Raw genomic sequence first — 14,944 nt, 5'->3', positions numbered from 1 at the left:
TGATGGAGTCTTTACCGTGAGTGACCTCAACGGAACAGGCGGCCAGCGCCCCGCAACGCCCGGCGGCCTGTCCTGGTCGCCTTCCCCCGCGCAGGCGCCCCGGGAGCTCCTGACCTCGCCCCCGTTGGCGGCCCCCACCGGGGTCGCCGCGGCCAAGGCGGCCGCCGTCGCCTCGGGCGACGCCACCCTCACCGCCGGGTGGGACCTCGTGGACAAGCTCAAGCAGATGGCCGAGCTGCTCGGCGAGGCCCTCTCCGCGGGTGAGCGCCGCATCATCGACGTGCAGAGCGAGGCCGCCGCGCAGCTCGCCAACGCGCAGAACGACCGCGAGAAGGCGCAGCGGGACGCCGCCACCGCCTGGACCGAGGTGCAGCGCAGCCGCACCCGCGCCGAGACGGCCGAGCGCCGCGTCACCGAGACCGAGACCGCGATGCGGCAGCTCGTCACCCAGCACGACAACATGCAGGCGGCCCGCGACGACGCGCTGCGCTCGGTCGAGGAGGCGTCCAACGCCCGCCGCGCGGCCGAGGAGCGGATCGGCGAGCTGTCCCGCGCGGTCGAGACGGTCCGCGCCGAGCTGGCCTCCGTGCGCGCCGCCCTCGCCGACGCCGAGAAGACCGCCCAGGCGCTCCAGGTGGCCGCCGGGAACGCCGCCCAGGAGGCCGAGGAGGCCCGCAGGCAGGCCGCCGACGTCACCCGCCAGGCCGCCGAGTCCGCGCGCCAGGCGGACGACGCCAGGCGCCGCGCGGACGCCGCCGAGGCCGAGCGCTCCAACGCGATGGAGACGGCGGCGCAGGCGCTGGAGCAGGCCAAGATCTCCGAGTCGGCGCGTGAGGCGGCCCAGCAGGACAAGGCGCGCGCCGAGTCCGAGGCGACCCTCGCGCTGTCCCGGGCCGAGCAGCTCACCCGCGAGCGGGACGGCGCGATGAGCGCGGTCCGCCAGATCGCCACCGAGCGGGACGAGGCGCTGGCCAAGATCAAGGAGCGGGACGCCTGGGTGGACCAGCTCGCCGAGGCCGTCACCGAGCAGCGCGCCCAGCTCGGCGCGCTGTCCCAGGAGCGCGACGCCGCCCGCAACGCCGCAGACCAGGCGCGCAGCCTGATCGACGAGCTCACCCGGCAGCTCCGGGTGATCATGCCGTCGTCGCCGCTGCACAACCACGCGGCGCTCAGCGAGGTCGGCGCGACCATGACCGACTCCAGCCGTAACGGCTTCCCCGGCTAGCGAACCCCCGGTCACGCGGCCGCGGCGATCACTGCGCGACGCCGCCGCGTCGCGCTGGTGTTATTCTGGTACCCCGTGGACAGGGCGGTTCGAGCCCGCCGCACGCCTACCACGGGAGTTCCCTCTTGCGTCTCGCAGATTCCTCGCGCACCACCAAGCACCTCTTCGTCACCGGCGGCGTCGCCTCCAGCCTCGGCAAGGGGCTGACGGCCTCCAGCCTGGGGCGCCTGCTGACGCTGCGCGGCCTGCGGGTCACGATGCAGAAGCTGGACCCGTACCTCAACGTCGACCCCGGCACGATGAACCCGTTCCAGCACGGTGAGGTGTTCGTCACCGACGACGGCGCCGAGACCGACCTGGACATCGGCCACTACGAGCGGTTCCTCGACACCGAGCTGCACGGCAGCGCCAACGTCACCACCGGCCAGGTGTACTCGAACGTGATCGCCAAGGAGCGGCGCGGGGAGTACCTGGGCGACACCGTTCAGGTGATCCCGCACATCACCAACGAGATCAAGGACCGCATCCGCGGCATGGCGGGCCCCGACGTGGACGTCGTGATCACCGAGGTCGGCGGCACCGTCGGCGACATCGAGTCGCTCCCGTTCCTGGAGGCGGTCCGCCAGATCCGGCACGAGATCGGCCGCGACAACGTGTTCTTCCTGCACGTGTCGCTGCTGCCCTACATCGGCCCGTCCGGCGAGCTGAAGACCAAGCCGACCCAGCACTCGGTGGCCGCGCTGCGCAACATCGGCATCCAGCCGGACGCGATCGTGCTGCGCTCGGACCGCGCGGTCTCCCAGAGCATCAAGCACAAGATCAGCCTGATGTGCGACGTGGACCGCGAGGCGGTGGTGTCCGCGGTGGACGCCGCCTCGATCTACGACATCCCGAAGGTCCTGCACGCCGAGGGTCTGGACGCCTACGTGGTGCGCCGCCTGGACCTGCCGTTCCGCGACGTCGACTGGGGCGTGTGGGACGACCTGCTGCGCCGTGTCCACGAGCCCGCCCACGAGGTCGAGATCGCCCTCGTAGGCAAGTACATCGACCTGCCCGACGCCTACCTGTCGGTCACCGAGGCGCTGCGCCACGGCGGCTTCGCCAACGACGCCCGCGTGAAGATCCGGTGGGTGAAGTCCGACGACTGCCAGACCCCCGAGGGCGCCAAGGCCCAGCTCGACGGGGTGGACGGCGTCCTCATCCCCGGCGGGTTCGGGGTCCGCGGCATCGAGGGCAAGCTCGGCGCGATCCGGCACGCCCGCCAGAGCCACCTCCCGACCCTCGGGATCTGTCTCGGCCTCCAGTGCATGGTGATCGAGGCCGCCCGCGACCTCGCCGGGATCACCGACGCCGACAGCGCCGAGTTCGACGAGCACACCAAGCACCCGGTCGTGTCCACGATGGCCGACCAGGTCGACGTGATCTCCGGCGAGCGCGACCTGGGCGGCACGATGCGCCTCGGCCTGTACCCGGCCGACCTCGCCGACGGCTCCCTCGTCCGTGAGCTGTACGACGGCGCCCCGCGCGTCCTGGAACGGCACAGGCACCGCTTCGAGGTCAACAACGCCTACCGGGACGACCTGGAGCGGGCGGGGCTGGTCTTCAGCGGCCTGTCGCCCGACGGACGGCTCGTGGAGTACGTCGAGCTGCCCAGGGACGTCCACCCGTTCTTCGTGGCCACCCAGGCGCACCCCGAGTTCCGCTCCCGGCCGACCCGCGCGCACCCGCTGTTCGCCGGGCTGATCGGGGCGGCGCTCGACCGCAGGGGCTGATCCGGGAGAGGATGATCTCCATGGACCTGCGAGACATCCCCGAACGGTGGCCGACGGTCGGCTCCACCGAGTACTTCAAGGGCCGGATCCTCACGGTCCGCGAGGACGAGGTGGTCATGCCGGGCCCCCACGGGCCCGAGGTCGTCAAACGGGAGTACGTCACGCACCCGGGCGCCGTGGGGACCATCGCGCTGGACGAGCAGGGCCGCGTCCTGCTCCTGCGCCAGTACCGCCACGCCTGCGCGCACCTGCTGTGGGAGCTCCCGGCGGGCCTGCGCGACGTGGAAGGCGAGCCGCTGTGGCGGACCGCCGAAAGGGAGCTGCTGGAGGAGGCGGGCTACCGGGCCGCCACCTGGCACACCCTGATCGACACGTTCCAGACGCCCGGCATGAGCGACGAGCGGGTCCGGGTCTTCCTGGCCCGCGACGTCACCCCGGTGCCCGCCGCCGAGATCGACTTCGTGCGGGTCCACGAGGAGGCCGACATGCCGGCCGTCTGGGTGCCGCTGGAGGAGGCGGTCACGGCGGTGCTGGCCGGCGAGGTGCACAACGCGCTCGCCGTCTCGGCGGTGCTCGCGCTCGCCGCCGCCCGCGCCCGCGGCTTCGCCGGGCTGCGCGACCGGGACGCCCCCACGGGCGAAGCGGCCGGTGACGCCTGACACACCCCCGAGGCCGCGCCAGGGCCCGCACGACCCGCGACTCCCGCGCGTCGTGTTGCCGCTGCTGCCGTGGCGTCTTAGGCTCGCGACGACGACGGTATCTCCACGCCGTCGGGGAGGTTTGAACCTGATGCCAGACGCAGGCGCGGAAAGCGTGCTCTCAGCGGCGATAGCCACCGAGCCCGGCGGAGCGCTCGGTCCCACCCGGCGGCCGGTCCCCAAGTTCCCCGACCCCGAGCCACTCGCCGAGCACGGGCCCGCCCGGATCGTCGCCGTCTGCAACCAGAAGGGCGGCGTCGGCAAGACCACCACCACGATCAACCTGGGCGCCGCGCTCGCCGAACAGGGCCGCCGTGTGCTGCTGGTGGACTTCGACCCGCAGGGCGCCCTGTCGGTCGGCCTCGGCCAGGGCGACCCGCGCCAGCTCGACGTCACGGTGCACAACATGCTGCTGGAGGCCGAGACCGAGTGGGAGGACATCCTCCTGGAGACCACGGTCGAGGGCATGCACCTGCTGCCGTCCAACATCGACCTGTCGGGCGCGGAGGTCCAGCTCGTCCACGAGGTCGGCCGTGAGTACATCCTGTCGGGCAAGCTCAAGGGCGCCGTCGAGCACTACGACTACGTCCTCATCGACTGCCAGCCGTCGCTCGGCCTGCTGACGATCAACGCGCTGGCCGCCGCGCAGGGTGTCATCGTGCCGCTGGAGTGCGAGTACTTCGCGATGCGCGGTGTGGCGCTGCTGATGGAGACGATCGAGAAGGTCCAGCAGCGGATCAACCCGACGCTGGTGATCGACGGCTTCCTCGGCACCATGTACGACTCGCGCACCCTGCACACCCGCGAGGTGCTCCAGCGGATCGTGCAGGCGTTCGGCGACAAGGTCTTCCACACGGTGATCAACCGCACCGTCCGGTTCCCCGACGCGACCGTCATGGGCGAGCCGATCACCACGTTCGACCCCTCCTCGATGGGCGCCAGCCACTACCGTGAGCTGGCCAAGGAGGTCATCCAGCGCTGGAAGCTGCTCACCTAGCGGTGTCGGCCTCCACTAGGCTCGCAGCCGTGGAGGAACTGCAGCAGGGCGAGGAGGCGGCCAAGGGCTTCCAGGTGCACCTTGACGTCTTCTCCGGCCCGTTCGACCTGCTCCTCGGCCTGATCGCCAAGCACAAGCTGGACATCACCGAGGTCGCCCTCCACAAGGTCACCGACGAGTTCATCGCCTACATCAAGGCGCTCGGCCCGCGGTGGGACCTGGACCAGGCGTCGCACTTCCTCCTCGTCGCCGCGACCCTCCTCGACCTCAAGGCCGCCCGGCTGCTTCCGTCCGGCGAGGTGGACGACGAAGAGGACCTCGCGCTCCTGGAGGCCCGCGACCTGCTGTTCGCGCGGCTCCTGCAGTACCGGGCCTACAAGTCCGTCGCCAAGACGTTCGCGGCGCGGATGGCCGAGGAGGCGCGCCGCTTCCCCCGGCTGGTGCCGATGGAGCCGCAGTTCGCCACCCTGCTGCCCGAGGTGCTGCTGGGGCTCGGCCCCGCCCAGTTCGCCGCGCTCGCCCAGCGCACGTTCCAGCCGAAGCCCGCCCCGCCGGGCGTCTCGGTCGCCCACATGTACACGCCCCAGGCCAGCGTGGAGGAACAGGGCGCTATCCTCGTGGAGCGGCTGCGGCGTCTGCGCAGGGCCACCTTCCGGACGCTGACCGCCGACTGCGCGGGCACCTTCGAGGTCGTCGCCCGCTTCCTGGCCCTGCTGTCGCTCTACCGCGAGCAGGCGGTGGCGTTCGAACAGCTGGAGCCGCTGGGCGAACTGCACGTCATCTGGACCGGGAGCGAGGAGGGCGACATCGTCCTCCACGACGAGTTCGAGGGCGCGCCGCAGCCCGCCGCCGCCCAACTCGACGAGCCCGCTGGAGGACAGCTGTGAGTGACGACCTTCCACCGCTGAAGGCGTCCCTGGAGGCCGTCCTGCTGGTCGTCGACGAGCCCGTGGCCGAGATCACCCTGGCGCAGTTGCTGGAGGTGCCGACGGCGCGGGTCGCCGAGACGCTGCGGGAGCTGGCCGGGGAATACCGGGAGCAGGGCCGCGGGTTCGAGTTGAGGGAGATCGCGGGAGGCTGGCGGTTCTACACCGCCGCGTTCTGCGCCCCCGTGGTGGAGCGGTTCGTCACCGACGGCCAGCAGACCCGCCTCACCCAGGCGGCCCTGGAGACCCTGTCGGTGATCGCCTACCGGCAGCCCGTCAGCCGGGCCCGGGTGTCGGCGATCCGCGGCGTCAACAGCGACGGCGTCATCAGGACGCTGACGCTGCGCGGCCTGATCGAGGAGGCCGGCCAGGACACCGAGTCCCAGGCCACCCTCTACCGCACCACCGGCTACTTCCTGGAGCGGCTCGGCCTGCGCTCCCTGGAGGAGCTGCCCGAGCTCGCCCCGCACCTGCCCGACGAGATCACCGACATCGAGGACGTCTCAGCATGAACACCACCGGCGACGCCACGGACGGCGAGGGCGTACGCCTCCAGAAGGTCCTCGCCGACGCGGGGATCGGGTCGCGCCGCGCCTGCGAACGCCTCATCTCCGACGGCCGGGTCAAGGTCAACGGCAAGACCGTGAGCTGGTTCGGCGAACGCGTCCACCCGCGCACCGACGAGATCCAGGTGGACGGCCGCAAGATCGAGACCTGGCACGAGTTCCGCTACTACGCGCTGAACAAGCCGCTGGACGTCGAGAGCACCATGGCGCCCGGCCGTGGCACCCGCACCCTCATCGACTTCGTCGAGGACCTCACCGAGCGGATCTACCACGTGGGCCGCCTGGACACCGACACCGAGGGCCTCATCCTCCTCACCAACGACGGGGAGCTGGCCCACCGGCTGACCCACCCGTCCTTCGGCGTCACCAAGACCTACCTGGCCGACGTGCCGGGCCCGATCGCGCGCGACCTGGGCCGCAGGCTCCGCTCGGGGATCGTGCTGGACGACGGCCCGGTCAAGGTCGACGGGTTCAGCCTCGTGGAGCAGTCCGGCAGGCGCGCGCTGGTGGAGGTGGTCCTGCACGAGGGCCGCAAACACATCGTGCGGCGGCTGCTCAAGGAGGTCGGGCACCCCGTGCGCCGGCTGGCCCGCACCGGCTTCGGCCCGGTGCAGCTCGGCCGGCTCAAGCCCGGCGGGGTCCGCGCGCTGACGGAGAAGGAAGTCGCGGCGCTGTACAAGGCCGTCGGCCTGTAACGCGCCCAGGTGAGGGGAGGACAAGTGGCAGTACGCGCCCTGCGGGGAGCCATCCAGGTGGACGCCGACGAGCGGGACGAGATCCTGGAGGCGACCACCGAACTGATGGCCGAGGTGATGTCCCGCAACGAGCTGACCACCGACGACGTCATCAGCGTGATCTTCACCTCCACGCCCGACCTCAAGGCCGAGTTCCCGGCCCTGGCCGCCCGCAAGCTCGGGTTCAGCGAGGTCCCGCTGATCTGCGCCACCGAGATCGACAGGCCCGGCGCGCTGCCGCGCGTCATCCGGCTCATGGCGCACATCGAGACCGACCGGCCCAGGTCGGAGATGCAGCACGTGTACCTGCGCGGCGCGACCGCGCTGCGCGTCGACATCGCCCAGTGAGCGGCGCCCTCCCCGGTAAGGTCCTCCCGTGACGGAAAATCCGCGAGTCGTCGTGATCGGCACCGGCCTCATCGGCACGTCGGTGGCGCTCGCCCTGCGCGGGCGCGGCGCCGAGGTGCTGCTGTCGGACGCCGACGAGGCGTCCCTGGCCATGGCGGTCGAGCTGGGCGCGGGCACCCCGCTGTCCGGGGCGCCCGCCGGGCCCGTCGACATCGCCGTCCTCGCGGTGCCGCCCGCGGCCGTCGCGGGTGTGCTCCAGGAGGCCCAGAAGGAGGGCCTGGCCCGGTACTACACCGACGTGGCGAGCGTGAAGGCGCGGCCCGTCATGGACGCGATCGCGCACGGCTGCGACCTGGCCAGCTACGTCCCCGGGCATCCGCTGGCCGGGCGGGAGCGGTCCGGGCCCGCCGCCGCGCGCGCCGACCTGTTCCTGGGCCGCCCGTGGGCGCTGTGCCCGACGCAGGCGACCGACCCCGAGGCGCTGGAGGCCGTCACCGGGTTGGCGCGGTCCTGCGGGGCCGAGGTCCACCTCGTCGACCCCGTCGAGCACGACAAGGCGGTCGCGCTGGTCTCGCACGGGCCGCACGTGGTGTCGGCGGCCGTCGCGGCACGGCTGGAACGGGCCCCCGACGTCGCGCTCGACCTCGCCGGGACGGGCGTGCGGGACGTCACCCGGATCGCGGCCTCCGACCCGGCCCTGTGGGTCGGCATCCTGACGGCCAACGCCGAACCCGTCGCGGAGGTGCTCGACGCCGTCGCCGCCGACCTGGCGCTCGCCGCCGCCATGCTGCGCGCGTCAGCGGGCGCCGGGCCCGACGTCGCCGACGTGATCATGGCGAAGGTCGGCGACCTGCTCGGCCGTGGCAACGCCGGCCGGGCCCGCATCCCCGGCAAGCACGGCGGCACCCCGTCGGCCTACACCCTCGTCCAGGTCGTCATCCCCGACCGGCCCGGCGAACTCGCCCGGATCTTCGAGGCGGCGGGCGACGCCGGCGTCAACATCGAGGACGTGTCCATCGAGCACTCGCCGGGCCTGCCCGTCGGTGTGGCGGAACTCTCCGTCCGGCCCGAGGCGGCGCAGCCCCTCGCCGTCGCGCTGCGCGAGCGCGGCTGGGCCGTGCCCGTCCTGCCCTGAACCCCCTCGCGGACCCCGGTCCGCCCGCACTCCTGGGAAGAACGAATGTCGCTGATCATCGCCATGGACGGGCCGTCCGGGTCCGGCAAGTCCAGCGCGGCCAAGGGTGTCGCCCGCGTCCTCGGGTACCGTTATCTGGACACCGGCGCCATGTACCGAGCCGTCACCTGGTGGATGCTCGACCAGGGCGTCGATGTCGAGGACGCGGCGACGGTCGCGCTGCACGCCGCCGAGATCTCGCTGGAGATCAGCACCGACCCCGACAACCCGGGCGTCGTGGTGGGGGGCGTGGACGTCACGGGCCCCATCCGCTCCGCGGAGGTCACCCGGGCCGTCAGCGCGGTCAGCCGGGTGCCGGAGGTACGCGGGCTGCTGGTCCGCCTCCAGCGTGAGATCATGGCAGCCGGGGCCATCGTGGCCGAGGGCCGCGACATCGGCACCGTGGTCGCCCCCGACGCCCCCCTCAAGGTCTTCCTCACCGCCAGCGAGGAGGCGAGGGCGGCGCGCAGGGCCAAGGAGATCGCCGACCCGTCCGTCTCGGTCGAGGCCACCCTGGCCGACCAGGCACGACGGGACAAGGCGGACTCCACCCGCGCCACGTCCCCCCTGACCAGGGCCGACGACGCCGTGGAGATCGACTCGACCGAGCTGGGGCTCGCCGAGGTGGTCGACGCCGTCGTGCGGCTCGTGAAAGAGCGCGCCTAGCACCGGATGACGAGTCCTCCGGTGCCTGGCGGGACGCACCGGAAAAGGACACATCATGACCGAGCAGGACTTCGCGCCTGAAGAGTTCGAGACCTACGACCCCGACGAGTTCGACCCCGCCACCTGGGAGGGGTACGAGGAGTCGGCCGAGGAGGCCGCGCCCGCGCGGCTGCCCGTCGTCGCCGTGGTGGGCCGGCCCAACGTCGGCAAGTCCACCCTCGTCAACCGGATCATCGGACGCCGCGAGGCGGTCGTGGAGGACGTCCCGGGCGTCACCCGGGACAGGGTCTCCTACAAGGCCGCCTGGAACGGCCGCGAGTTCACCGTGGTGGACACCGGCGGGTGGCTGCCGGACTCGCGCGGCCTGGCCGCCGCCATCGCCGAACAGGCCAAGCTGGCCGTCGAGCTGGCCGACGTCGTCCTGTTCGTGGTGGACACGACGGTCGGCGCCACCGACATCGACGAGGCCGTCGTGGAGATCCTGCGCCGCGCCAAGAAGCCGGTCGTGCTGGCCGCGAACAAGGCCGACGACGCCAGGCTGGAGCTGGAGGCCACCTCGCTGTGGGCCCTCGGCATCGGCGAGCCCGTCCCCGTCTCGGCGCTGCACGGCCGCTCCTCCGGTGACCTCCTGGACCGGGTGCTGGAGGCGCTGCCGGAACCCGCCCCGCGCGAGCGGCTGGGCGAGGAGCTCGGCGGGCCGCGCCGGATCGCGTTGATGGGCCGTCCCAACGTGGGCAAGTCCAGCCTCCTCAACAAGCTGGCCAAGGAGAACCGGGCCGTCGTCGACTCGGTGGCGGGCACCACCCGCGACCCGGTGGACGAGCTCATCGACCTCGGCGGCAAGACCTGGCGGTTCATCGACACCGCGGGCATCCGCAAGCGGCACCGCGAGAACCAGGGCGCCGACTTCTACGCGATCCTCCGCACCCAGTCGGCCCTGGAGCGCTCGGAGGTCGCGGTCGTGCTCGTGGACGCGTCCGAGCCGCTGGCCGAGCAGGACCTCAGGATCGTCAACACGGTCGTGGAGGCGGGCCGCGCGCTCGTCCTGGCCTACAACAAGTGGGACCTCGTCGACGAGGAGCGCCGCTTCTACCTGGACCGGGAGATCGAACGGCAGCTCGTGGGCGCCCGCTGGGCCCCGCGCGTCAACATCTCGGCCAAGACCGGGCGGCACGTGGAGAAGCTCGTCCCCGCGATCGAGCGCTCCCTGGAGAGCTGGTCCTACCGGGTCCCGACGGGCAAGCTGAACCAGTTCTTCACCGACCTCGTCTCGTCCCACCCGCACCCGATCCGGGGCGGCAAGCAGCCCCGCGTCCTGTTCGCCACCCAGGCGGGCACCCGGCCGCCCCGCTTCGTCCTGTTCACGAGCGGCTTCCTGGAGCCCGGCTACCGCCGCTTCATCGAGCGCCGCATCCGCGAGGAGTTCGGCTTCGAGGGCACCCCCATCTCGGTGACCATGAAGATCCGCGAGAAGAAGCGGGACCGCGACAAGCGCTTCAACCGCCGCCGCTGACCGGAGAGCCTTGACGCTCTGGTATTCTTGATGACTGACCGGCTTGGGTCTGTGGTGGGCCCGAGCGCGCAAGTGGAGACTGCTCCCACCTGGTCGGCCGGTGCGGCCGAGGGGTTCGGTCGGCGCCGTCAGGCGCTGTGTGGCTTTCGACGTGCATCGCGTAGTCTGGATGTGCGTGTCGAGAGCCCTACCGATGGTGGCCTCGCATGCGCGTCGTGCGGGGCTTGTCTCATGTCAGGGCCCTTGCGACAGGTTCCCCAACACCTAGCATGGCCCCGGGAGGTCCCATCAGCGCCGAAACGCGTTTCAACGAACCGCGCATCAACGACCGCATTCGCGTGCCGGAAGTCCGGCTCGTCGGGCCCAATGGCGAGCAGGTGGGCATCGTCCCCATCGCCAAGGCGCTCGACCTTGCCCGCGAGTCCGACCTCGACCTCGTCGAGGTCGCGCCGACCGCGCGGCCTCCGGTGGCCAAGCTCATGGACTACGGCAAGTTCAAGTACGAGTCCGCGATGAAGGCGCGTGAGGCGCGGCGCAACCAGGCGCACACGATCATCAAGGAGATCAAGCTCCGCCCGAAGATCGACCCGCACGACTACGAGACCAAGAAGGGTCACGTGGAGCGGTTCCTCAAGGGCGGGGACAAGGTCAAGGTGACGATCATGTTCCGCGGCCGCGAGCAGTCGCGTCCGGAACTCGGCTACCGACTCCTGCAGCGGCTCGCGCAGGACGTCACCGAGCTGGGGTTCGTCGAGTCCAACCCCAAGCAGGACGGCCGCAACATGATCATGGTGATCGGGCCGCACAAGAAGAAGGCGGAGGCCAAGGCCGAGCAGGCCGAGGCCAGGGCGCAGCGCAACGCGGCACGCGAGAGCGCCGCCGACGAGGAGGAGACCGGCACCGAGCCCGGCTCCGAGTGAGACCCGCCCGACCGGGGGTCTCGCGGAAGGCGGGACCCCGGTCGGGATGTACGCGACACAGCTGACCAGGCGTGCATCTTTCCCCTGCACGTCCGGTCAGCCACGCCTAGAAGAAAGAGGGAGACGGCCGCCATGCCGAAGACCAAGACCCACAGCGGTGCCAAGAAGCGCTTCAAGCTGACCGGCTCCGGCAAGGTGGTGCGCCGCCGCGCGAACAAGAACCACCTGCTGGAGCACAAGCCCACCAAGCGCACCCGTCGCCTGGACGGCAACGCCGTGGTCTCCGCCGCGGACACCCCCAAGATCAAGAAGCTGCTCCGCAAGTAAGCGGACGTTCCAAGACCCATAACGACCACGGCAGGGCAACGAGAAGCCCCGCCCCCACGAAGGAGTTCTGACACGTGGCACGCGTGAAGCGGGCGGTCAACGCCGCCAAGAAGCGTCGGGTCGTCCTGGAGCGTTCGAGCGGCTACCGCGGGCAGCGCTCGCGCCTGTACCGCAAGGCCAAGGAGCAGCAGCTCCACTCCATGACGTACGCCTTCCGCGACCGGAAGGACCGCAAGGGCCAGTTCCGTCGGCTGTGGATCCAGCGCATCAACGCCGCGGTCCGCCTCAACGGCATGACCTACAACCGGTTCATCCAGGGCCTGAAGGCCGCGGAGGTCGAGGTCGACCGCCGCATGCTGGCCGAGCTCGCGGTGAACGACGCCGACGCCTTCGCGGCGCTGGTGAAGGTCGCCAAGAACGCCCTCCCGGCCGAGGCCTGAGGCGCCCGGCGATGGCGGGCCTCGTCGAGCTGACCAGTATCCGATCCCCTCGGGTGAAGTCCGCTCGCAGGCTCGCCAAGCGGGCCTTCCGGCAGCAGGACCGCAGGTTCCTGGCCGAAGGCCCGCAGGCGGTGCGCGAGGCGCTCGCCCTTCCGGGCGGCCTCGTCGAGCTGTACACGACGGCCGAGGCGGCCTCCCGCCACGCCGACCTGGTGGACGCCGCCGCCAAGGCGGACGTCCCCGTGCTGCGGGTGAGCGGCGAGGTGATGGCCGAACTCGCCCAGACCGTCACCCCGCAGGGCCTGCTCGCGGTCTGCGCCTTCCTCGACGTGCCGCTGGAGCGCGCCCTGTCCGGCGCCCCGAAGCTGGTCACGGTCCTTTCCCACGTGCGCGACCCCGGCAACGCCGGGACGGTCCTGCGCGCCTCGGACGCCGCGGGCGCCGACTCGGTGGTCTTCACCGACGCGTCGGTGGACCCCTACAACGGCAAGTGCGTCAGGGCGTCGGCGGGCAGCCTCTTCCACCTGCCCGTCGTGACGGGCCCCCGGTACACGACGCTCATCCCGGCGCTCAGGGCGGCGGGCCTGACGGTCCTGGCCGCCGACGGCGCGGGCACCCGCACCCTGGACGACCTCGCTGACGACGGCTCCCTTGCCCGTCCCACGGCCTGGGTGTTCGGCAACGAGGCGTGGGGGCTGCCCGAGGAGATACGGGCGCTCGCCGACGACGTCGTGCGGGTGCCGATCCACGGAAAGGCCGAGAGCCTGAACCTCGCGACCGCCGCCGCCGTCTGTCTCTACGCGTCGGCGCGCGCGCAGCGCACCTCCGCCTGAGTCCTGACCGCCCTGTCAAGATCCGGCGGTTGACGCCGGGTCCGACCGGATGCGGACTATGGCGGTGCGATGTCCGCCAGGCCCTTACTGCGAAGATGACCATGAAGGCCCGGCCCCCACGCGGGCGCGCGGCCGTGACACTGGCCTACGAGAGGGAGTACATGCTCCGCCGACCGAGGTCCGAGCCGATGCGCTCAGGCGGCCTGCGCTGCCACGGCGTCGCCGAAGACAGGGCACTGCGCGTCGAACTGGTCGACGGCCGGGACGAGACGGCCGTCGTCAGGGTCGCCGGGGAGATCGACCTGCGCTCCGCGCTGACGCTGCGCGACCATCTCACGGCGGTGCTCCAGGCGGGCTACACGTCGGTCGTCATCGACTTCCGCGCCGTGTTCTTCTGTGACGCCTCGGGCCTCAACGTGCTGGTGGCGCTGGCCAACCGGGCGTCGGCGCAGGGCGGCGGCGTCTGGCTGTACGGGGTCAGGCCGGCGCAGCGCAAGCTGTTCGAGATCACCGGGCTGCACCGCCGCCTCCCCATCGCCGACGGTGTTGAGGACGCCCTGACGCTCGCCGCGTCGGGCGCCGCGCCGGAGTCCGGTCGAGGCCCGGAAAACCCTTATCCGTAAGGGGTTTCGCGCTCCCAAGACCCCCTCGCACGACGATAGGCTTTGCGCTCAGCGGCCGGTGCGGAGGGGGCCTTTCATTGTGAGCGGGGACGGGTGGTTCACGGCGGGGGTGCCGAGCCCGCGAGGCGTGCCGTCCTACGGGGACGAGCTCCCCGACGGCCTGCTCGTCGCCGACTCCCACGGCCTCGTCGTCGCGTTCAACCGGCGGGCCGAGGAGATCACCGGCCTGCGCCGGACCGCCGTGCTCGGCCGGGACGCCACCGCCGCCCTCCCGCTGCACGACGGTGAGGGCAAGGACTGGTGGAAGAGCGTCGATCCCTATCGGGGCCTCTCCACCCGGACCCGGCATCCCGAGTGCGGCCTCTACCTCGCCGACGGGCGCGAGGTCCTCGTCACCGCCTCCTACGTGCGGGACGGACGTCGGCGGGTGCAGCGTTTCAGCGTCTCCCTGCGGGACGCCGTCGCGCGCGCGCGTAGGGAACGTCAGCGGGCCGACCTGGTATCGACCGTGGCGCACGAGCTGCGGTCGCCGCTCACCAGCGTCAAGGGCTTCACCGCGACGCTCCTCGCCAAATGGCACAGGTTCAACGACGACCAGAAGCTCGTCATGCTGGAGACCGTCAACGCCGACGCCGACCGGGTCACCCGGCTGATCACGGAGCTGCTCGACGTCTCCCGGATCGAGGCCGGACGGCTGGAGATGCGCCGCCAGGTCGTGGACGTCGTCGCGACCGCCCGCGAGGTGATCACCCGCCGCGTCGCGGCCGGCGACGCCGCCGCCCGGTTCCGCCTGGACGCCCGCGGCACCCTCCCCGACCTGTGGCTCGACCCGGACAAAGTCCACCAGATCCTGGGCAACCTTGTGGAAAACGCCCTGCGCCACGGGGCTGGTACTGTCACCATCGTCGTGGAGCCCGACAGCGGAAGGGAGGGGGCCGTGGTGTCCGTACGCGACGAAGGCGAAGGCATCCCCCCCGAAGCCGCCCAGCGCGTCTTCCGCCAGTTCTGGCGCGGCAACCGCCGCCGCGGCACCGGCCTCGGCCTCTACATCGTGAAGGGCCTCGTCGAAGCCCACGGCGGCACCATCACCGTCCAACAGGCCCCCGGCGGCGGCGCCGAGTTCCGATTCACCCTGCCCGCCGGAATACCCGCCTGAGCACGGGACCCCGGACGGACTTTCCA

17 protein-coding genes are annotated in these 14,944 nt (G+C 71.8%); all 17 read left to right on the top strand.

The window, feature by feature from the left end; all coding sequences use genetic code 11:
• Positions 1-16 precede the first annotated feature (16 nt).
• The 17 genes from LO762_RS16230 to LO762_RS16150 all read left to right on the top strand — a co-directional run bounded on the left by LO762_RS16230 (position 17) and on the right by LO762_RS16150 (position 14,918).
• Entirely contained in the window at positions 17-1,225 is a 1,209-nt protein-coding gene (locus LO762_RS16230; RefSeq protein ID WP_230616000.1) for a hypothetical protein, read from the top strand.
• A 125-nt stretch (positions 1,226-1,350) separates the two neighbouring features.
• Positions 1,351-2,997, top strand: a complete 1,647-nt coding sequence (locus tag LO762_RS16225) for a CTP synthase (protein WP_230615997.1) — start codon at positions 1,351-1,353, stop codon at positions 2,995-2,997.
• A 20-nt stretch (positions 2,998-3,017) separates the two neighbouring features.
• A complete protein-coding gene (locus tag LO762_RS16220; RefSeq protein ID WP_230615994.1) occupies positions 3,018-3,656 on the top strand; it encodes an NUDIX domain-containing protein in 639 nt (212 codons plus the stop codon).
• A gap of 130 nt (positions 3,657-3,786) precedes the next feature.
• Positions 3,787-4,692, top strand: coding sequence for a ParA family protein (locus LO762_RS16215; RefSeq protein WP_374201567.1), 906 nt, complete (start codon positions 3,787-3,789; stop codon positions 4,690-4,692).
• A gap of 29 nt (positions 4,693-4,721) precedes the next feature.
• A complete protein-coding gene (locus tag LO762_RS16210) occupies positions 4,722-5,579 on the top strand; it encodes a ScpA family protein (RefSeq protein ID WP_230615988.1) in 858 nt (285 codons plus the stop codon).
• Complete coding sequence (scpB, locus tag LO762_RS16205) at positions 5,576-6,130, top strand: SMC-Scp complex subunit ScpB (RefSeq protein WP_230615985.1); 555 nt, start codon at positions 5,576-5,578, stop codon at positions 6,128-6,130. Before LO762_RS16210 ends, scpB begins: the two co-directional genes overlap by 4 nt.
• Positions 6,127-6,879, top strand: a complete 753-nt coding sequence (locus tag LO762_RS16200; protein WP_230615982.1) for a pseudouridine synthase — start codon at positions 6,127-6,129, stop codon at positions 6,877-6,879. The genes scpB and LO762_RS16200 overlap by 4 nt, the downstream gene beginning before the upstream one ends.
• Before the next feature lie 24 nt (positions 6,880-6,903).
• Entirely contained in the window at positions 6,904-7,266 is a 363-nt protein-coding gene (aroH, locus tag LO762_RS16195; RefSeq protein ID WP_230615979.1) for a chorismate mutase, read from the top strand.
• 28 nt (positions 7,267-7,294) lie between these two features.
• Positions 7,295-8,401, top strand: a complete 1,107-nt coding sequence (locus LO762_RS16190; RefSeq protein ID WP_230615976.1) for a prephenate dehydrogenase — start codon at positions 7,295-7,297, stop codon at positions 8,399-8,401.
• Between the two features lie 45 nt (positions 8,402-8,446).
• The gene (gene cmk / locus LO762_RS16185) at positions 8,447-9,106 is read left to right on the top strand and encodes a (d)CMP kinase (protein WP_230615974.1); all 660 of its coding nucleotides are present in this window, start codon (positions 8,447-8,449) and stop codon (positions 9,104-9,106) included.
• Positions 9,107-9,161: 55 nt separating this feature from the next.
• On the top strand, positions 9,162-10,619 hold the full coding sequence (gene der / locus LO762_RS16180; RefSeq protein ID WP_230615972.1) for a ribosome biogenesis GTPase Der: 1,458 nt from the start codon (positions 9,162-9,164) through the stop codon (positions 10,617-10,619).
• Positions 10,620-10,888: 269 nt separating this feature from the next.
• Positions 10,889-11,539 (top strand): translation initiation factor IF-3, encoded by a 651-nt coding sequence (infC, locus tag LO762_RS16175; RefSeq protein WP_255686170.1) that lies wholly within the window; start codon positions 10,889-10,891, stop codon positions 11,537-11,539.
• A gap of 132 nt (positions 11,540-11,671) precedes the next feature.
• Positions 11,672-11,866, top strand: a complete 195-nt coding sequence (rpmI, locus tag LO762_RS16170) for a 50S ribosomal protein L35 (RefSeq protein WP_230615967.1) — start codon at positions 11,672-11,674, stop codon at positions 11,864-11,866.
• A gap of 74 nt (positions 11,867-11,940) precedes the next feature.
• Positions 11,941-12,306 (top strand): 50S ribosomal protein L20, encoded by a 366-nt coding sequence (gene rplT / locus LO762_RS16165; RefSeq protein ID WP_230615965.1) that lies wholly within the window; start codon positions 11,941-11,943, stop codon positions 12,304-12,306.
• Between the two features lie 11 nt (positions 12,307-12,317).
• Positions 12,318-13,139, top strand: a complete 822-nt coding sequence (locus tag LO762_RS16160; RefSeq protein WP_230615963.1) for an RNA methyltransferase — start codon at positions 12,318-12,320, stop codon at positions 13,137-13,139.
• A gap of 95 nt (positions 13,140-13,234) precedes the next feature.
• A complete protein-coding gene (locus LO762_RS16155) occupies positions 13,235-13,762 on the top strand; it encodes an STAS domain-containing protein (protein WP_230615960.1) in 528 nt (175 codons plus the stop codon).
• A 109-nt stretch (positions 13,763-13,871) separates the two neighbouring features.
• Positions 13,872-14,918, top strand: coding sequence for an ATP-binding protein (locus tag LO762_RS16150; protein WP_230616695.1), 1,047 nt, complete (start codon positions 13,872-13,874; stop codon positions 14,916-14,918).
• The last annotated feature ends 26 nt before the right edge of the window (positions 14,919-14,944 follow it).

Source organism: Actinocorallia sp. API 0066 (genome assembly GCF_020991275.1).
GTDB lineage: Bacteria > Actinomycetota > Actinomycetes > Streptosporangiales > Streptosporangiaceae > Actinocorallia.
Note: the sequence above shows the minus strand (reverse complement) of the source record. Positions and strands in the feature narration are given on the sequence as shown.